Annotated in this window: 16 protein-coding genes; 8 read left to right on the top strand and 8 right to left on the bottom strand. The window is 66.3% G+C overall.

The features are described from left to right. Positions 1-1,406 (top strand): TonB-dependent receptor (locus PMN64_RS25970; RefSeq protein ID WP_411782690.1); only part of this gene is annotated, 1,406 nt, incomplete at its 5' end. Between the two features lie 205 nt (positions 1,407-1,611). Here PMN64_RS25970 and PMN64_RS25965 read toward each other — a convergent pair. Beyond that, a complete protein-coding gene (locus tag PMN64_RS25965) occupies positions 1,612-2,511 on the bottom strand; it encodes an amino acid ABC transporter substrate-binding protein (protein WP_411782689.1) in 900 nt (299 codons plus the stop codon). Between the two features lie 136 nt (positions 2,512-2,647). On the opposite strand from PMN64_RS25965, the gene PMN64_RS25960 reads away from it, so the two are divergent. Together PMN64_RS25960 and PMN64_RS25955 are read left to right on the top strand one after the other, a co-directional pair. Then, positions 2,648-3,349, top strand: coding sequence for a GntR family transcriptional regulator (locus tag PMN64_RS25960; protein WP_411782688.1), 702 nt, complete (start codon positions 2,648-2,650; stop codon positions 3,347-3,349). Between the two features lie 60 nt (positions 3,350-3,409). After that, positions 3,410-4,780, top strand: a complete 1,371-nt coding sequence (locus PMN64_RS25955; protein WP_411782687.1) for an NAD(P)/FAD-dependent oxidoreductase — start codon at positions 3,410-3,412, stop codon at positions 4,778-4,780. A 165-nt stretch (positions 4,781-4,945) separates the two neighbouring features. Here PMN64_RS25955 and PMN64_RS25950 read toward each other — a convergent pair whose 3' ends face one another. From PMN64_RS25950 to PMN64_RS25935, 4 genes are all read right to left on the bottom strand, one after another. Then, positions 4,946-5,752 (bottom strand): crotonase/enoyl-CoA hydratase family protein, encoded by an 807-nt coding sequence (locus PMN64_RS25950; protein WP_411782686.1) that lies wholly within the window; start codon positions 5,750-5,752, stop codon positions 4,946-4,948. Between the two features lie 47 nt (positions 5,753-5,799). Then, entirely contained in the window at positions 5,800-6,840 is a 1,041-nt protein-coding gene (locus PMN64_RS25945; protein WP_411782685.1) for a zinc-dependent alcohol dehydrogenase, read from the bottom strand. A gap of 322 nt (positions 6,841-7,162) precedes the next feature. Next, positions 7,163-8,077 (bottom strand): phosphoribosylaminoimidazolesuccinocarboxamide synthase, encoded by a 915-nt coding sequence (locus PMN64_RS25940; protein WP_411782684.1) that lies wholly within the window; start codon positions 8,075-8,077, stop codon positions 7,163-7,165. Between the two features lie 100 nt (positions 8,078-8,177). Continuing rightward, positions 8,178-9,095, bottom strand: coding sequence for a pirin family protein (locus PMN64_RS25935; RefSeq protein WP_411782683.1), 918 nt, complete (start codon positions 9,093-9,095; stop codon positions 8,178-8,180). A gap of 293 nt (positions 9,096-9,388) precedes the next feature. Between PMN64_RS25935 and PMN64_RS25930 the strand changes: the two genes are divergently transcribed. From PMN64_RS25930 to PMN64_RS25915, 4 genes are all read left to right on the top strand, one after another. Continuing rightward, on the top strand, positions 9,389-9,964 hold the full coding sequence (locus PMN64_RS25930; RefSeq protein WP_411782682.1) for a GNAT family N-acetyltransferase: 576 nt from the start codon (positions 9,389-9,391) through the stop codon (positions 9,962-9,964). 31 nt (positions 9,965-9,995) lie between these two features. Then, positions 9,996-11,063 (top strand): helix-turn-helix domain-containing protein, encoded by a 1,068-nt coding sequence (locus tag PMN64_RS25925; RefSeq protein ID WP_411782681.1) that lies wholly within the window; start codon positions 9,996-9,998, stop codon positions 11,061-11,063. Between the two features lie 323 nt (positions 11,064-11,386). Continuing rightward, positions 11,387-12,814 (top strand): serine hydrolase domain-containing protein, encoded by a 1,428-nt coding sequence (locus tag PMN64_RS25920; RefSeq protein ID WP_411782680.1) that lies wholly within the window; start codon positions 11,387-11,389, stop codon positions 12,812-12,814. A gap of 130 nt (positions 12,815-12,944) precedes the next feature. Further along, complete coding sequence (locus PMN64_RS25915; RefSeq protein ID WP_411782679.1) at positions 12,945-13,235, top strand: DUF1330 domain-containing protein; 291 nt, start codon at positions 12,945-12,947, stop codon at positions 13,233-13,235. A gap of 365 nt (positions 13,236-13,600) precedes the next feature. Here the strand turns inward: PMN64_RS25915 and PMN64_RS25910 are convergent, their stop codons facing one another. Then, complete coding sequence (locus tag PMN64_RS25910; protein ID WP_411782678.1) at positions 13,601-14,971, bottom strand: MmgE/PrpD family protein; 1,371 nt, start codon at positions 14,969-14,971, stop codon at positions 13,601-13,603. 147 nt (positions 14,972-15,118) lie between these two features. On the opposite strand from PMN64_RS25910, the gene PMN64_RS25905 reads away from it, so the two are divergent. Further along, positions 15,119-16,258, top strand: a complete 1,140-nt coding sequence (locus PMN64_RS25905) for an FUSC family protein (protein WP_411782677.1) — start codon at positions 15,119-15,121, stop codon at positions 16,256-16,258. 13 nt (positions 16,259-16,271) lie between these two features. Here the strand turns inward: PMN64_RS25905 and PMN64_RS25900 are convergent, their stop codons facing one another. Both PMN64_RS25900 and PMN64_RS25895 read right to left on the bottom strand, forming a co-directional pair. Continuing rightward, positions 16,272-16,745, bottom strand: coding sequence for a DUF2867 domain-containing protein (locus PMN64_RS25900; RefSeq protein WP_411782676.1), 474 nt, complete (start codon positions 16,743-16,745; stop codon positions 16,272-16,274). Further along, positions 16,742-18,139: an MATE family efflux transporter gene (locus PMN64_RS25895; protein WP_411782675.1), complete on the bottom strand. Its 1,398-nt coding sequence runs from the start codon at positions 18,137-18,139 to the stop codon at positions 16,742-16,744. The genes PMN64_RS25900 and PMN64_RS25895 overlap by 4 nt, the downstream gene beginning before the upstream one ends. Between the last annotated feature and the right edge of the window lie 2 nt (positions 18,140-18,141).

The raw sequence follows: 18,141 nt of genomic DNA, 5'->3' as shown, positions 1-18,141 counted from the left end.
ATCATGGAGAGCGCTTTCGCTGGTCGGCGGACATCATCTCCCAGGACGACTGGATGAAGGCGGCCCAGCGCGGCTACACGCCCGTGCCCGGCATCGCCATGCCGAGCGCCCCCGATCCGCGTATCAATCTCGCGCAGCCGTTTGACTATGCGCGGTCGCAGAGCCTGACCGGCTTGACCAGGGCCGAATACGATCTCAGCAACAGCGTCACCGTGTTTGGCGCGATCGGCGGCAACCAGTTCCGCTACGACAAGCAGGAAGATCCCGGTGCCACGCTGCTCAACAGCGCAGGCGATGCCTTGGGCACGTCACGGTTCCAGACCGGCAAGTCGGAGGGCGCCTCCGGCGAGGCGGGCATACGCGCGCGTTTCGACACGGGTCCCATCGGCCACGAGGTCGTGGTCAGCGGCAGCGCGCAAAACCGGACGGACTGGCTCGGGCAGACCAACTACGCGGCCTACCTGACGAACATCTACAGACCGACCTTGCTGACGACCGCCGGCACGCCGGTATCGACATTCCCGGAGGGCAAGTCCGGCTTCCTCGGGCTGCGCAGCGTCGGTGTTGCCGACACCATCACGACGATGGGGGGCCTGTTGGAGGTGATCGTGGGCGCGCGCCAGCAGCAGGTGATCGCGAGCAGCTTCAATCCGGTCAGCGGCCTGGAAACAACGCATTACGACGATAGCGCGACGTCGCCTTCGATCGCCTTGGTGGTGAGGCCGATCAAGCAACTCTCGCTTTATGCCAATTACATCGAAGGGCTGACGCCGGGGCCGACGCCGCCTTCCGGCGCGGCGAACACCAATGCGGTGTTTGCGCCGTTCAAGACGCGGCAAGTGGAGGTCGGCACCAAGCTCGATCTCGGAGGCTTCGGCGCGAGCCTTGCCGCGTTCCAGATCAGCCAACCGAGCGGGGTGATCGATCCCGTCACCAAGATCTACAGTCTGGATGGCGAGCAGAGAAACCGTGGCATCGAGCTCAATACATTCGGCGAGGTCGCGCCCGGCGTCCGCGTTCTCGGTGGCGTGACCTGGCTCGATGCCCGGCTCACCCAAACGCAGGGACACCTCTACGACGGCAATCACGCGATCGGCGCGCCCGACCTGCAGGGCAATCTCGGTGTCGAATGGGATACGCCCTTCGTGCCCGGCCTCACCGCGACGGCGCGTGCCATCTACACCAGCCGGGCCTATGTCAGTGCCGACAACGTCCAAAGCGTTCCCGCCTGGGCGACCTTCGACATCGGTGCGCGCTACGCGACGACCCTCGCGGGGCGTCCGACCACCTTCAGGGCGTCACTGACCAATCTGTTCGACAAACACTACTGGATCGGCAATCCAACGGGCTATGTGATCAGCGGCATGCCGCGGACGCTGTGGCTTTCCACGACGGTGGATTTCTAGAGCGTTTTCGAGCGAAGTGGATACCGGTTCGCGTGAAGAAAACGCGTCAAAACAAGAATCTAGAGCCCCGTTCCGATTCCATCGGAACGGGAAAAGCTCTAGCAGAAAAGCCGAGGGGCCATCGCGCGCCGCACGCTGGTGTGCGGTGGCCGCTCAGTCGTCGCGGCCGTGTTGCGAAAGATCCGCCGCCGATCCGGCGATTGCCTCACACGCCCTTGTCGTTCGGGTTGCCGACGGCATCCTTCAGCGGCGCCGTCATCGGAAAATTCAGGTTCACGTTCTTCGGCGGGATCGGCCGCGTGAACCATTTTGCGTAGAGCTCCTGGAATTCGCCGTTCTTCATCATGGCGACCAGCGTCTTGTCGACCAGCGCCTTGAACTCCGGATCGCCCTTGCGGATGATCAGCCCGTAAGGCTCGGTGCGCAGGCTGTCGTCGATGATGCGCCAGTCCGCAGGGTTGCGGCTGCCGGCGATCAGGCTCGCCAGCAGAATGTCGTCCATCACGAAGGCTTCGCTGCGCCCGGTGGTCAGCGCGAGGAACGATGCGGCGTGGTCCGCCGTCAGGATGTTCTTGGTCTGAAAGTTCTTCTCCTGGGCCCGTGCGCTCAACAGTCCGATCGAGGTCGAGCCCGAGGTCAGCGAGACCGGCCGGCCGCCGAGATCCTCAAAGGTCCTGATCGGCGCGTCCTTCTGCACCACCGCGCGGATGCTCGACACGAAGATCGTGTTGCTGAAGGCGACGACCTTCTGCCGCTCCAGCGTATTGGTGGCGGGACCGCAGACGATGTCGATGGTGCCGTTCTCGATCAGCGGGATCTGGGTGGAGAGCTGGATCGGCTGCAGCCTGGTCTGCAGCGCCCGCAGCTTGAGCTCGGCCTTCACCGCATCGACGATCCGGGTGCAAAGGTCCATCGCAAAGCCGACCGGCTTCTGGTTGTCGTCGAGATAGGAGAACGGGACCGAGACGTCGCGGTGGCCGAGCCGGATTTCGCCGGCATCGCGGATCTTGGCCAGGGTGCCGCCGGACGATTGGGCCTGTGCCGGGGCGGATGTCGCCGCTGCAAGAAAAGCTAGGAAGATCAATCGCTTGGTGGCTTGATGCATCGGGTGCTCGCGAACGCTGACGATGTGGATACTATGAGGCAAGATTTTATACACAGACATTGCCGGGAAACCAATTTTATACAATCGTAGGCAGATCGGATATCCTGGTCGTCGCGGCACAGCGAGAGAGAGCCGGATGGAACCCGCAACCGTCACCAGTCATCGAGGGACCGGACCGCACGGTTCCGCGCCGGACGCCGTGCGCGAGGCATTGCGGGCCGCGATCAGCTCGGGCGAGCTCGCGCCCGGATTGCAGCTGCGTCAGGACGAGCTCGCCGCGCGGTTCGGGACCAGCCGCATCCCGGTGCGCGAGGCGCTGCGCCAGCTCGAGGCCGAGGGTTTTGTGACCTTCCTGCCCAACCGCGGCGCGGTGGTCTCGGATCTTTCGATCGACGAGGTAATCGAACTGCTCGAGATCCGGATCGCGCTCGAATGCCACGCGCTGCGCCTGGCGATCCCGGCCATGGGCGAGATCGATCTCGAGGCGGCGACGAAAATCCTCCGCGCCTACGATGCCGAGCCCGATCCGGCGCAATGGGGCGCCTTCAACTGGAAATTCCACGCAACGCTCTACGCGCCGTGCAATCGCCCGCGCCTGCTCGGCATGATCGAGGCGAATTACGGCCATGTCGGCCGCTTCACCCGGGCGCTGGTGTCGCAGGCGACCGGCAAGGAGCGACCGCAGCGCGAGCATTACCGGCTGCTCGAATTCTGCCGCGACGGCGAGGTCAAGAAGGCGGTCCGGCTGCTGCGCGACCATATCGAGGAGACGCAGAAGACGCTGCGCTCGGCGCAGCGCCAGGCGTTGCGGGATGCGGGCGAGGGTCGCCCTGCCTGATCGTCGTTCAGACAATGTGAGTGATCGCGGGCCGCGCTACGCGGCCGCAGGAGAGAGCGCGTGAAGACCAATGACGTCGAAATCCTGGTGATCGGTGCGGGAATCGTCGGCATCGCCGCGGCCTATTACCTCGCCGTTCAGCACAAGCGTTTGCGCGTGCTGATTGTCGACGAAGGCCAGCCGATGGCGTTGACCTCGGCGCAGTCCGGCGAGAACTACCGCAACTGGTGGCCGCATCCGACGATGGCCGACTTCACCAACCATTCCACGGATCTGATGGAGGAGATCGCGCGCCGCAGCGACAACCGCATCCACATGACCCGGCGCGGCTATCTTCTGGTCACGCGCGAGGAAAAGCCCGAGGAATTGCTGCAGCAACTCCATGCCGGCTATGGCGCGCAGGCCGAAAAGCTGATCCGCCTGCACGAGGGGGCAAGCCGCGGCTACCTGCCGGCGCATTCGGCGGACTGGCAGAGCGCGCCCGACGGTGTCGACGTTCTGCTCGGCCGCGATCTGATCCAGGCCCATTACCCGACCTTCGATAAGGACGTCGCGACGGCGCTGCATATCCGCCGCGCGGGCGACATCAGCGGCCAGCAACTCGGCCAGTACATGCTGGAAACGATGCGGCCACTGGGCGCGCAGTTTCAGCAGGCCAAAGTGCTCGGCATCGCGAAGACCGATCGCTTCGTCGTCGATGTGCTGGCCGATGGCGCGCGGCAGGCCATCAAGGCCGACATCATCGTCAATGCCGCGGGCCCGTTCGCGGCGCATATCGCGGCGATGCATGGCGAAGAGCTGCCGATCGTCAACGTGCTGCAGCAGAAGATCGCGTTCGCCGACCGCAACCGCGCGGTCGATCGCAAAATGCCGTTTGCGATCGATCTCGACGGCCAGACGCTGGCCTGGTCCGATGACGAGCGCGAGGCGCTGTCAGCGGCGCCGGAATTTTCGCGCCTGCTGGCGCCGATGCCGGGCAGCATCCATTGCCGGCCCGACGGTGGCGATCACGGCGAGTGGATCAAGCTCGGTTGGGCCTTCAACGCGGAACAGACCACGGAGCCGGTCCGCGAGCCGGAGCTGAATCCCTATTTCCCCGAAGTCGTGCTGCGTGCGGCGAGCCGGCTGCAGCCAAAGCTCGCGCACTATCTCTGCGCGCTGCCGCGCGACCGCGTGCATTACGGCGGCTACTATCCGATGACCAGGGAAAACTGGCCGCTGATCGGGGCTGCGAAGACGCTGGGCGTGTTCCTCGCCACCGCGCTCTCCGGCTACGGCACGATGGGCGCCTGCGCCACCGGCGATCTCTGCGCCCGCGCCGTGGTCGGCGCGCCGGCACCCGCGTTCGCCCGCAGCCTCTCGCTGGCGCGCTATGACGACAAGGCGCTGATGGCCGAGCTCGCAGCGAGCGAAAGCCGCGGATTGCTGTAGTTCTCATCTTCGTAGCCCGGATGGAGCGACGCGCAATCCGGGACCCATGCCGCCGCGCGGCGATAACCCCGGGTTGCGCTTCGCTCCATCCGGGCTACGCATCTTCAGCGACGCAGCACGGCGATGGTGCGGTTTGGCAAGGCGATCGCGCGCGAGATGTGCGTGTCAGCCGTGGCCGCCCTCATTGCCGAAGGCGCCGTGACGGCCGACGCCGGAGGCAAAGCGCGCCGCGCCCGACAACGTTTCGCCCGAGGCGATCACCTCGAGCCCGCCGCGCATCTCGTTCCTGATCGCCTCTTCCTCGTCGAGGTCCCACTGCCGCAGCGCCGACAGCCGGTCGGCGCGCAGGCAGTTCTGCGGGAATCTCGCGATGTCCTTGGCGAGCGCGATGGCGTGCGCGCGGGTCTCGCCCTTCGGCACCAATCGGTTCGCGAGTCCCATCCGATGCGCTTCAGCGCCGCCGACCGGGCGTCCGGTGAGGATCAGGTCGATCGCCTGCGAATGGCCGATCAGTCGCGGCAGGCGGATGGTGCCGAGATCGATCAGCGGCACGCCGAAGCGGCGGCAGAACACGCCGAAGGTTGCGTCCTCGGCAACGACGCGCATGTCCGCCCACAGCGCGAGCTCCATGCCGCCGGCGACCGCAAAGCCTTCGATCGCGGCAATCACCGGCTTCGAGAGCCGCAGCCGGCTCGGTCCCATCGGCGCGATGGTGTCGTGGCCGCCGACCTCGCGCTTCTTCTCGGGATCGCCCGCCGCCACCGCCTTCAAATCGGCGCCGGCGCAGAAATAGCCGCCGGTGCCGGTGAACACCGCGACGGATGCGCTCGCATCGGCGTCGAAGGCGAGAAACGCGTCATACAGCTTGCGCGCGGTGGCGCCATCGACGGCGTTGCGGTTGTGCGGACGGTTGATGGAGATGATGGTGACAGGACCGTCGCGCTCGACGAGCACGGTATCGGCATCAGGCATGGGGCGCTCCCTTCGTTTGTTGGTTGGAGCCAACCTAACGGTCTCCGTCAGGCTATGCCATCGCGAACGAAGGCCACGCGGATGGTCGGGTCGCCGATCGCCTCATGCGCATCCTCGAAGCGGACGCGGCGGGTGATCACGTGCTCCGGGTGGTAATGGCCTGCCGCAACATGGGCGACGCATTCGGGCAGCTCGGCGCGGACATTGACGCGCGAGACCTTCAGCGTGACACCGATGCCGTACATGTGCCGGAGCGGCACCGGCGTCGTCTCTGCAAAGTCGCCATACATGCGCTGGCAGATGCCGTTGGGTTCGGTTGCGCGAAGCGCGAGCAGCATGCTGGCGTCGGTCGCGGCCGTATCGATCACGATCGGGAACAGGCCGGGCGGCTCCATCGCCAGGCCGGCGGGCGCTTCGATCACGTCGGCACCGAGCGACTTCGCCTTGGCGAGGCGCAGCGCGTGGTCGTCGAGATAGACGACACGGCCCGCACCGCGCGCCACCGCCGCTTGCACCGCGAACAGCGCGAGCGACTGAGCGAAACCGCCGATCACGAGCACGTCGGCACCGGGCCGTTGCGCGAGCCAGCGCGCCACGGCGCTGAACCCGTCGGTTGCGCCGTCCGCCAGCCCCGCCGTTTGCGACAGGTCATGGCCTTCCGGTTGGCGGACCAGCATGTGATCGGCAAACGGCACCCGGATCAGGTCGGACAGGCCGCCGCCATATTCCACGCCGCAGACCGGCTTCAACCCGTAGGAGGAGCGGAACGGCACCGTCGTGCAGGCATTGGTGTGGCCACGCCGGCAGCGGTCGCAGGCGCCGCAACTGATCTGGAACGGAACGATGACGAGATCGCCGGGCGCGAAATTCCTCACCGCGCCGCCGGTGTCGACGATGCGGCCCGCGGTCTCATGTCCGAGTGCGAACGGACCTGCAAGGCCCGATCGGCCGTGCACGATCGCAAGATCGAGATCGCAGCGCGTCACCGCGAGCGGCTGCACCAGCGCGTCGCGGTCGTCCTGTAGCCTCGGCGCTGGAACGTCCCACCATTCGACCTTGTTGCCGCCGACATAAGTCAATTGCCGCATCGTGAAGCTCTCCGTTTGGTCGGAGAGTGCAGCGCGGTGGACGTCGCGACAAAAGGTTTGTCTTCAACAGAGGTGAATGGGATTCACCCGGCCTCTCCCCCCGTCATCCCCGCGCAACGGCTCTGCCGTTGTCGCTGGAGGAGCGCCAACGGGTCCGCGCGAAGCGCGGCCCGATGACAGGCTCCGCGCGTCTCGAAGGATGCACGGCCACCACCGGGGCCGTCGACCCTTCGAGACGGCCGCGTTGCGGCCTCCTCCAGCGACAAAGGCGAAGCCTTTGCGCGGGGGTGACGGTGACAGAGCGAACGCGCCGGCGATGCCGCTAGACCTTCAGTTCACTGCCGGTCACGCGGCGATACGCTTCCAGATACCGCTTGCTCGTTGCATCCACCACGCTCGCCGGCAGCGGCGGGGCGGGGGCGTCGCCGTTCCAGCGGCCGGCGCGGCGCTCGACGTCGAGATAGTCGCGCAGCGGCTGCTTGTCGAAGCTCGGCTGCGGTTGGCCCGGCTTGTAGGCATCGACCGCCCAGAAGCGCGACGAATCCGGCGTCATCACCTCGTCGATCAGGATGATGCGGCCATCCTTGTCGCGGCCGAACTCGAACTTGGTGTCGGCGATGATGATGCCGCGGGCGCGGCTGGTCTGTTCGCCGTAGCCGTAGACGTCGCGCGCCATCTGCTCCAGCGTCGCGGCGTCGTCTGGACCGACGATCTCGCGCACCCGCTTAACCGTGATGTTCTCGTCATGGCCAGCCTCGGCCTTGGTCGCCGGGCTGAAGATCGCGGGTTCGAGCTGCTGGCTCTCGACCAGGCCGGCCGGCAGTTTCTCGCCGGCGAGGGTGCCCTCGGCCGCGTATTCCTTCCACGCCGAGCCGGAGATGTAGCCGCGGATCACGCATTCGATCGGGAATACGGTGGTGCGCTTGCACAACATCGCGCGGCCGAGGATGTCGGCGCGATGATCCTTCAGTTCAGGCACCGCGCGGATGATCTCGTCGGCATCGGCGCTGATCATGTGATGCGGCACGGTGCCCTCGAGCTGCCGGAACCACCAGGCGCTGATCTGGGTCAGCACCGCGCCCTTCATCGGAATGGTTTCTGCCATCACCACGTCGAACGCCGAGATCCGGTCGGTGGTCAGCAGCAGCACGCGGTCGTCGCCGACGGCGTAGATATCGCGCACCTTGCCGCGGCCGATCCGGGGCAGGGGCAAATCGCTGGATAGCATCGCGGTCATGGCGTGATCTTTCTAGGTGGCTTCTCAAAATAGGTGGCTTGCAAAGACGAGCGCCCGCACACGAGGCGTGCGGGCGTTCAAGCCTATCACAGGAAATAGCTCACTCCGGCAGCGGAATGAACTCGTGTTCGTGCGGAACCTGCGTGAAGCGGCCGGTTTTCCAGTCCTGTTTGGCCTGCTCGATCCGCTCCTTGGATGACGAGACGAAATTCCACCAGATGTGGCGCGGCCCCTCCAGCGCGTCGCCGCCGAGGAACATCATGCGGGTCGGCCGCAGCGTCTTCACGGTGATGCGGTCGCCGGGCCGGAAGATCAGGAGCCGCGGCCCCTCGTGGCGGTCGCCCGCGATCTCGACCTCGCCGTCGACGAGGTAGATCGCGCGTTCCTCGTGATCGGGGTCGAGCGGCACCGAGGTGCCGGCCTTCGCGGTCACTTCAGTGTAGAACCAGGGCGAGACCATGCTGACCGGCGAGGTGATACCGAACGCGGAGCCGGCGATGATGCGCGCGGTGAAGTCGCGCTCGGAGATCATCGGCAGGTCGCCCGCGCCATAATGCTGGAACGACGGCGCGATCTCCTCCTTGCCCGCAGGCAGCGCGATCCAGCTTTGCAGGCCCAGCATCTTCTGGCCGTCGCGGCGCTGCACGTCGGGCGTGCGCTCGGAATGCGCGATGCCGCGGCCCGCGGTCATCAAATTCATCGCGCCGGGCTGGATCTCCTGGATGTTGCCCTCGCTGTCGCGGTGCATGATGCTGCCGTCGAACAGGTAGGTGACGGTGGCGAGCCCGATATGCGGATGCGGCCGCACGTCCATGCCCTTGCCGGCGAGATATTGCACGGGGCCGAAATGGTCGAAGAAGATGAAAGGCCCGACCATCTGCCGCTTGCCGTGCGGCAGCGCGCGGCGCATCGCAAAGCCGTCGCCGAGATCGCGGGTGCGCGGCACGATGATCAGATCCAGCGCGTCGCAGGTCTTGGGATCGCCGAGTTCGGGATCGGTCGAGGGCTGCCAGCTCATGTCGGACTCCTTACAGTAGTGTGACGATGATATTCTTTTGCTGCGATCATACTCTCTATCCGTCGTCCCGGCCAAGCCAACGGGTCGGCGCGAAGCGCCGCCCGATGACAGGCTCCGCGCGAGCCGGGACCCATAACCACCGATGCTTATGTTACGAAGGCTGGAGCTCCAGCTTTCGCTAGCAACACACATCGGTGGTTATGGGTCCCTGCTTTCGCGGGGACGACGAATTACTTGTGGCTTGCACCTGCTCTCGATGGCAGCAAGTACAAACTTGGAAACCGGAGCCAGTGATGGTTTCTCTGATCAAGCCCGGCGCAAGACTGCTGCAGGTCGATGGTCCCGTGATCGAGACCGCGCGGCTCATCCTGCGGCCATGGCGTGCATCCGATGTCGCTGAGAACACGAAAATGCTGTCCGATCCCGAGACGGCGCGCTTCATCACGCCGGATCATCAGCCGGTCACGTCGGAGCTGAAGGGCTGGCGCAACGCCGCCGTCATCTCGGGCCACTGGGCGCTGCACGGTTTCGGCATGTTCGCGGTCGAGGAGAAATCCTCCGGCCGCTACATCGGTCGCGTCGGCCCGTATTTTCCGCCGGAATGGCCGGGCTTCGAGGTCGGCTGGGGTATTGCCAAAGAGCACCGCGGCAAAGGCTATGCGGTGGAGGCGGCGCGCGCCGCGATCGATTGGGTATTCGACAACTTCACGGTCGACCGCATCATCCATTGCATCGATCCGGCCAACGTCGCCTCGCAGGCGGTGGCGCGGCGACTCGGCGCGGTCAACGAGGGGCCGGGCAGGCTCGAGGGCGATGTGGTCGATATCTGGGTGACGTCGCGTCAGCGCGGGCAGCGCGAGCCATCTTGAAAAACCATGTCCGACCGACGATTGTTCGGCGATGATATCGGCTGCTTCACATTGGGCCGCACTTGAACTCTGCCTGCGCAGCGCCAGCGTGGCGCTGCTGCTGGTGCTTGCCGCCTTGCTGCTCACTGATTTTCGCAAGGCGCTTTCCGGGCGCCTTGCGGCCGCTTTCGCGCTCGGCTCGGCCGCGCATGCGGTGACCGCGTCGATCGGTGCCGGGCCGCCGGTCTCGGACTGGCATGCGCCGCTGATCGCGCTCTCGACCGGCGATATCGTGGTGTTCTGGCTGTTCACGCGCGCGCTGTTCGATGACGCGTTTCAGCTGCGCTGGTGGCACGGCCTGATCTGGGCTGCGGTCGTGGCCTACAGCTTCGTCAATTGCATGTGGATTGCACCCGCCGGTCACGCGCGGCTCGCGATCACCATGGTCAATTCGCTCACGCTCGTCTTCGTTGCGCTCGCGGTGGGGCAAACCATCGGATCATGGTCGGCGGATCTGGTCGAGCGTCGCCGCCGTGTTCGCGTCTTCATCGTCGCTGCGTCTGCGCTGTACGGCGGATTCAATGCGCTGCTTCAGATTGCCTATGCCGGCAGCCGCGTGACAGTGGAATGGGCCAACCTGATGAACGCGGCCGTGCTCACCGCCATCGTGGCCGCAATCACCTGGGCGATGATGCGCGTCGACGGTGCCGACCTGTTCACGGTGCCGGCGGAGGCCGTCGTGCTGACGAAGCCGGCCGCGGCCGAGGAGGCGGCTGACCGCAAGCTGGTCGATGCCCTGATGCGGCTGATGGCGGACGAGCGCATCTACCGCCACGACAACGTCACGATCGGCACGCTGGCGACCCGGCTGAAGATTCCCGAGTATCGTCTGCGTCGGCTGATCAACCAGCGGCTCGGCTACCGCAATTTCAACGTTTTCCTCAACAACCACCGGATCGAGGAAGCCAAGGCCGCGCTCGCCGACCCCGCGCAGGCCGAGGTCCCGGTCATCACCATCGCGATGGACGCCGGCTTCCAGTCGCTCGGCCCCTTCAACCGCGCCTTCAAGGCGACAACAGGCGTGACCCCGACGGAGTATCGGAAGCTGAAGGCGGTGTAATTGGCGCCGCATGCACCGCCGCACCCTCTCCCCTTGTGGGAGAGGGTGGATTCGATGCGGTAGCATCGAAGCCGGGTGAGGGGTCTGTCGCCGCGGATAGAGACCCCTCATCCGTCGCGGACTTCGTCCGCGCCACCTTCTCCCACAGGGGGAGAAGGGAAGTGGCGCCTTGTTCACAGTGCATTGTAATTATTGAAAGATTCCAGAATCGGCGAGCGGCCGCCAATCCTCGGCCAGCCCGATTTCCAAATCCGGCGAGCGCTATTGCACCCCCTGCGGCCTGATCCCGGCCACGCACGCATTGCGCATTGCCGGAGGATCCCATGACCCGTCGAAAGCTCTTTCTCATTCTCGCCGCCACCACCGCGTTCGGTGCGTTGGCGCTGTCCGCCGCCCGCGCCCGCGATGTGCCCGAGGTCGCGACGGGCTTCGTCGCCAATGTCGTCTGCTCGGAGACCTTCGTCAGCGGGCTCGACCCCAGGCGAAACCTGACCGAGACCACGGACGCGATGCCGGGCGCCGGCCTGCTCACCTGGGCGATGGACACCGAGGTCGACCTTGATCGCAAGGACGTCACCGTGACGCTGTTCGGGCTCGGCCGCGGCCATGCGGTCTATCGCGAGGGCATGGGCTGCACGCTCGACCATGGCGAGACGCTGGGCGAGACTGCGTTGCCGCCTTTGAGGCCGCAGGCCGCGCTGCAGCCCGAGATCGCCGGCCCCGCGCTCGTCGCGCCGCAAACCCCGCAGCTTGCGGCCGCAATCGACCGCGCCTTTGCCGAACCGGCGGAGCCGCCGTTCCGCCGCACCCGCGCTGTTGTCGTGATGAAGGACGGCCGCATCGTCGCCGAGCGTTACGCCGACGGCGTCGGCACCGACACGCCGCTGCTCGGTTTCTCCGCGACCAAATCGGTGATCTCGGCGCTGATCGGAATCCTGGTGCGCGACGGCAAGCTGGCGGTCGATCGGCCGGTACCGATCGCAGCCTGGCAGGATCCGAAAGATCCGCGGCACGCGATCACGGTCGATCAGCTGTTGCGCCACACCGCGGGGCTCGCACTCGGCAGTTCGCTGCAGGCGTCGCTGGCATCCGTGCTCGAGCCGGTCAATCGCATGAAGTTCGTGGAATCGGATATGGCCGCCTTCGCCGAGAGCGCTCCGTTGGAGAGCGCGCCCGGCCGGGTCTGGAACTATCACGACGGCAACTACCTGATCCTCTCGCATCTGATCCGCAACGCCGTCGGCGGGCATGCGGCTGATGTGATGCGCTTCGCCCGTGAGGAGCTGTTCGGACCGCTCGGCATGCGCAATGTCGTGATGCAGTTCGATGCGGCGGGCACGCCGGAAGGATCGGGCGCGATGATGGCGAGCGCGCGCGACTGGGCGCGGTTCGGCCAGCTCTACCTCGATGACGGCGTGGCGGGCGGCAAGCGCCTCCTGCCTGAGGGGTGGGTCAAGTATTCCGCATCGCCAACGCCGCACGCCTGGGTCGGCATCGGCGCGGGGTTCTGGACCGATCTCGGCGACAGCTTTGGCGCCAACTACCGGGTCGCGCACGGCTGGCCGCGCGATGCCTTCTTCGCCAAGGGCACGATCGGGCAGTATGTGATTATCGTGCCGTCGCAGCACCTCGTCATCGTCCGGCTCGGCCGCTCGCCGAACATGCCGACCGAAGCGGATGGCGTGTTCGATCTGGTCCGTGACGTCGTCACAGCGACGTCTGCAAGCGCGCGGCTCGCGGGCGGCAATTGACCGGCACGTCACACAACACCCGCGCGATCGTGAATTGAATCTCGGCCTCCGGAATTTTCTGATGCTGTGGCGCATCTCGTGAGGAGGTGCGCCGTAGTTTCTTCAAGCGCGCGTCAGCCGGAGACCCATCATGCCGAAAGCCTACTGGATCGTGCACGTCACGGTTCACGATGAAGCCCGCTATCCCGAATATCTCGCCGCCGCGATCCCGGTGTTCGAGAAGTACGGCGCCAACTTCATCGTGCGCAATGGCCCCTATGAGGTGATGGAAGGCGCAACGCGCCAGCGCAACTTCGTCATCGAATTCAAGGACCGCGCCACCGCGATGGAATGCTACACCTGCCCGGAATATCAGGCCGCGAAGGCGATCCGGCAGAAATATTCGGATGGGGATTTTGTGATCATCGACGGAGCGGATTAGATGAGCTGTCATTCCTCATCGTCGTCCCGGCGAAGGCCGGGACCCATTACCCCAAATGAGACTTGTTGCGCGACGCTGGGGCCACGATCCCGTTCATGATCAAATGCGGTGGTTATGGGTCCCGGCCTTCGCCGGGACGACAGCAGTAGATGCACCGGGTGGTGTAACAACTTGAATCGAGAACCATCCTCATCGTCGTCCTGGCGAAGGCCAGGACCCATTACCACGAATGAGAACTATTGCGCGACGCCGGGGCCGCAGCTCACTCTCACAACACAACCCTGTGGTCATGGGTCCCTGCTTTCGCAGGGACGACGACGGTGGGTGTGGCGCGCAGCCTGCGCTGTAGTCGACGAGCGCCGCCGTTACTGCCGCCCGAGCTGCGTCGCCTTCTCCACGCGGTCGAAGCGCTCGAGCGTCAGGATGGCGTCGGCGAGCTGGTCGGCGCGCTTGTCGAGCACCGGGCGGGCCAGCGTCAAGAACTTCTGCTGCATCGCCTTTGCGTCGGGGAACGAGGTCGGCTCGCCGGAGGGATCGGCATAGAGGCGCTCGTGGGTGCCGTCATCTGTCGTGATCGAGACGCGGGCGCCGAAGGGATGGGTACGGCCGACCTCGAGCCGGTCGTCCTGCACCACGTCGAACTTGTCGGCGAGCGCGTCGATGGCCGCATCGCCCAGCCGGTCGTAATCGTCCCAGCCGAAATGGCCCTGGTCGAGCGCGATCGCGCCGGTGAAGAACATCGAGAACTGGCCGCCGACCACCGAGGTCGGGTGGCGCTTGGTGGCGGCGTCGCCGGTCAGCGTGATGCCGTTGCGGTGCAGGCCGATCTCGACCTTCCTGATCTGGTCCGGCGTCAGATTGTGCTCGCGCCGCATCGCGATCAGCGCGTCGATCGCGGCGTGGGTGTAGCGGCAGCTCGGATACGGCTTTACGCCGATCTTCAGCGTCTCGTAGGTGTGGCCCAAGTCCGCCACCGCCTTGTCCGGATGAGCGTCATCGGTATAGCCGACCAGAAGGCCGTGCTTGCCCTCGACCGACTCGCTCGAGCCGATGAAGTCGTTGCGCGCCAGCGTCGCAGCGATCACGCCGTTCATCGCGGCGGCGCCGACCTGGTAGCGCTTGTTCCAGGCGCCGTTGACCAAAAATTGCAGCGAGCCCGCGGCCTGGCTGCCGGAGACGCCGAAAGCGGAGACGATCTGCTCTTTCGACAATCCGAACAGCTTGGCCGCCGCCGCGGCAGCGCCATAGGTGCCGGCGGTCGCGGTCGGATGGAAGCCGCGGGCGTAATGCGAGGTCGGGTCGAGCGCGTTGCCGAGCCGGCAGCATACTTCATAGCCGGCGACGATCGCGGTCAGCACGTCGCGGCCGGAGGCGCCGACCATCTCGCCGACCGCGAACGCGGCGGGCACCACCGGTGCGCTCGGATGCAGCGAGGAATCGGCGTGGGTGTCGTCGAAGTCGAGCGAATGGCCGAGCGCGCCGTTGAGCAGCGCCGCGACCGCCGGGGTCCAGGTCTTGGTGTCGCCGAACACGGTGGCTTCGCCCTTGCCGTCGAGCGCCAGCGCCTCCAGCATCTTCATCAGCGAGGGCGTCGATTCCGCATCGCGCCGGGCGCGGATGGTGCTGCCGAGGAAATCCAGCGTCAAAACCTTGGCGCGCTCCAGCACCTCCGGCGGAATGTCGGAATATTTCAGGTCGGCGACGTAGGCGGCGAGCGTTGCGGTTTCGTGGGCCATCGTGTTTCCTCAATTTTGCGGCGCAGGGTAGGCGGGCAGGTCAGGCCTTTCAAGCCACCTTGCCGCCGCGGGCAGCTGCCATGCTCCAGATCGGTTAGCTTCAAGTCATGTAACACGGGCCCTTCCTTTGATTGCGGATCACGGTGCATGAGGACCTTCGCAAAACGCATGTTCGACCAGCTCTGGACCCGCAAGACGCAGCTGGCGCTGGCGGTCCGGATCGCGTCCGCCGGCGTGGCGGCCTATACCATCGCGCTGGCGCTCAACCTGATGCTGCCGCTCTGGGCGGTGCTGACTTCGCTGATCGTGACCCAGATGAGCGTCGGACGCTCGCTGAAGGCCAGCCGCGACTACATGCTCGGTACCATCGGCGGCGCCGTCTATGGCGGCGCGATCGCGGTGCTGATCCCGCATTCCGGCGAGGGCAGCCTGCTGGCGCTGCTGGTGCTGGCGATCGTGCCGCTGGCCTTCATCGCCGCGCTCAATCCGAGCCTGAACTCGGCGACGGTGACGGCGGTGATCGTGCTGCTGCTGCCGACGATGCATCACTCCAACCCGCTGGATTCCGCGATCGACCGCGTCCTCGAGGTGACGGTCGGCGCGCTCACCGGGCTTTTGATCTCGTTCCTGGTGCTGCCGTCGCGCGCGGTCAGCCAGATCAGGGTCAATGGATCGAACCTGCTGGAGCTGCTGTCGGCGGCGTTCGCCGAATTGCTCGCCGGCCTGACCCGCGGCCTCGACAACGACGCGCTGCACCGGATCCAGGACGGCATCGGCACCGCGGTGAGCAATCTGCACGCGACCGGCCTCGAGGCCGAGCGCGAGCGCTCGATGCATCTGTCATCGGGGCCGGACACCGGTCCGTTGCTGCGGACCATCCAGCGGCTGCGGCACGACGTCGTGATGATCGGGCGCGCCTGTGTGGTGCCGCTGCCGGCCGATATCCAGGCGAGGCTGGCGCGGCCATTGGCCGACGTCAGCAAGGCGATCGTGACTTACATGGTGGCGGTCGCGACCGCGTTGCGCGCCGGCAGCGGCCCGGCCGACATGGCGCCGGTCGATGCCGCGCTGCATGCCTATAGCGAGGAGGTCGCCGCGGTCCGCAGGGATGGCCTGATCCGCGGCCTGCCGGTCGATGCCGCCGAGCGCTTCTACGCGCTCGGCTTCTCGCTCGATCAGATGCGGCAGAATCTCAACGACCTCAAGCGGTGCCACGGCAATTGGTGCACCAACGCCGAGGCTGCGGAGAAGATCGTCGCCGACACGCCGGAGAAGAGCGCGGCTTGAGATGGAGCAGGGCTCAGTCTACGGCCTTGCGCAGCATCGCGGGCACGATCAGGCGGTGGAACGGCAGGATCACCGCGAGATAGGCGCGCCCGAACCAGTTATGGGTGAGCACCAGCGTGGTCGCGGTGATGCTGCGCACAGCTCCCGCGGAGGCGACGTCGACGACCAGCCGGAAGTCGAGATGCTTGTCGTTGAACCCCGCGACCAGCCGCTCCGGCGTCTCGCTGACCACCGGAAAGATCCCGATCATGTCGCGCGCCACGCCCTCAGTTGCGCCTGACGTCTTCAGGCCGAGCGGCGCGACCAGGAGATTGCGCAAGGCGACCAGCCATTCGAACCAGCGCGGCTGGCGCGTCACCATCGCTTCGGCGGCGTGGCGCGCGTCGAGGTCTGGACGCGTGGTCGCGATCCGGAACGCATCGATGAATTGCGCGCCGGCGAGCAGCGCGGCTGAATCCACGTTCGGCGTGACCTCGTCGACCCTCATTTGCCCAGTCTGCGTGCCAGCAAGCGGAAACGCAAGACAAGGAGGGTCGCATAGACCGCCGTCCCGAGCGACAGCCCGATCCAGACACCGGCGGCGTCGAGCTTCGCCCAGAAGGCGAGCGCGGAGGCCGACGCGAAGCCGATCAGCCAATAGCTGATGACGGCGAACAGCAGCGGCACCTGGGTGTCGTTCATGCCGCGCAGCGCGCCCGCGGTGGTGGTCTGGATGCCGTCGGCGATGAAGAAGGTCGCGCCGATCAACAGCAGCGCCGCGGTGAGCTGCGCGGTGGTGTCGGAGGCCTCGCCGAGAAACAGCGCCGCGATCTCGAAGCGCGCCAGGATCACCGCGAGCGTCATGACGCTCATGAAGACGCCGGACAATGCGACCGCGACAAAGCCGGCACGCTGCACCGCGTCGGTATCGCGGCGGCCGACGGCCTGGCCGACCCGCACGGTAGCGGCCATGCTGACGCCGAACGGCACCATGAACAGGATCGCCGCGATCTGCAGCGCGATCTGGTGCGCGGCCAGCGCCGTGGTGCTGATCAGCCCCATCAGCAGACCGGCCGCACCGAACAGGCCGTATTCCAGCAGGAAGGCGATCGAGATCGGCGCGCCGACGGCGACCAGCTTGCCCATCAGCGGCCAGTCGATGCGCCAGACGCGGCTGAAGACATGATATTTGCGGAACGGGCGGCGGCGCGCCGCGAACCACACGCCGGCGAGGAAGGTGCCGAGATTGACGATCGTGGTCGCAAGCCCGGCGCCGAACATGCCGAGTTCGGGCATGCCCCATTTGCCGTACAGCAACAGGTAGACCATCAGCGCATTGGCCGGGATCGCCGCAAGCGTGATCCACAGCACCGGCTCCGGCCGGTTCACGGCGCTCATGAAACCGCGGAGCGCGATGAACCACAGCGCCGGCAAGATGCCCCAGGCGAGACCGAACAGGTATTGCTGCGCCAGATGCGCGGTGGCCTGGGTCTGGCCGAGCGCGAGCAGGATGCGCTCGCCCTGGAACGGCAGCGCCATCAGCGGCAGCACCATGAAGAAGCCGGCCCACAGGCCGACGCGGAGCGCGCGCCGCATCACGCGCGGATTGCGCGCGCCGAACGCCTGCGCGGCCAGCGGCGAGACCGCCGACATCATGCCCATGCCGATGGTGAAGCTGACGAAATACACGGTATGCGCCAGCGCCGCGCCGGCGACGTTTTCGCTGCCGAGCCGGCCGATGAAGGCGAGATCGGTCGTCATCATTGCGATCTGACCGAGCTGCGTCAGCGCGAGCGGCACCGCGAGCTTCAGCGTCTCCGCGAGCTCGGCCGTGAGCAGGTTGCGAGGGACGACAACGGCCGCGTTCGGCGCGGCCGGGTCGATCTTGTCGATGCAGGTCATGA

It is taken from the genome of Bradyrhizobium sp. UFLA01-814, assembly GCF_046718885.1.
Lineage (GTDB): Bacteria > Pseudomonadota > Alphaproteobacteria > Rhizobiales > Xanthobacteraceae > Bradyrhizobium > Bradyrhizobium elkanii.
This window is presented reverse-complemented; position numbering and strand designations above follow the sequence as displayed.

Coding starts and splice junctions, on each gene's coding strand:
- PMN64_RS25920 (WP_411782680.1), top strand. CDS start 11,387: ATGACCCGTCGAAAGCTCTTTCTCATTCTCGCCGCCACCACCGCGTTC.
- PMN64_RS25930 (WP_411782682.1), top strand. CDS start 9,389: ATGGTTTCTCTGATCAAGCCCGGCGCAAGACTGCTGCAGGTCGATGGT.
- PMN64_RS25940 (WP_411782684.1), bottom strand. CDS start 8,077: ATGACCGCGATGCTATCCAGCGATTTGCCCCTGCCCCGGATCGGCCGC.
- PMN64_RS25910 (WP_411782678.1), bottom strand. CDS start 14,971: ATGGCCCACGAAACCGCAACGCTCGCCGCCTACGTCGCCGACCTGAAA.
- PMN64_RS25965 (WP_411782689.1), bottom strand. CDS start 2,511: ATGCATCAAGCCACCAAGCGATTGATCTTCCTAGCTTTTCTTGCAGCG.
- PMN64_RS25925 (WP_411782681.1), top strand. CDS start 9,996: ATGATATCGGCTGCTTCACATTGGGCCGCACTTGAACTCTGCCTGCGC.
- PMN64_RS25905 (WP_411782677.1), top strand. CDS start 15,119: ATGAGGACCTTCGCAAAACGCATGTTCGACCAGCTCTGGACCCGCAAG.
- PMN64_RS25895 (WP_411782675.1), bottom strand. CDS start 18,139: ATGACCTGCATCGACAAGATCGACCCGGCCGCGCCGAACGCGGCCGTT.
- PMN64_RS25950 (WP_411782686.1), bottom strand. CDS start 5,752: ATGCCTGATGCCGATACCGTGCTCGTCGAGCGCGACGGTCCTGTCACC.
- PMN64_RS25915 (WP_411782679.1), top strand. CDS start 12,945: ATGCCGAAAGCCTACTGGATCGTGCACGTCACGGTTCACGATGAAGCC.
- PMN64_RS25960 (WP_411782688.1), top strand. CDS start 2,648: ATGGAACCCGCAACCGTCACCAGTCATCGAGGGACCGGACCGCACGGT.
- PMN64_RS25945 (WP_411782685.1), bottom strand. CDS start 6,840: ATGCGGCAATTGACTTATGTCGGCGGCAACAAGGTCGAATGGTGGGAC.
- PMN64_RS25935 (WP_411782683.1), bottom strand. CDS start 9,095: ATGAGCTGGCAGCCCTCGACCGATCCCGAACTCGGCGATCCCAAGACC.
- PMN64_RS25900 (WP_411782676.1), bottom strand. CDS start 16,745: ATGAGGGTCGACGAGGTCACGCCGAACGTGGATTCAGCCGCGCTGCTC.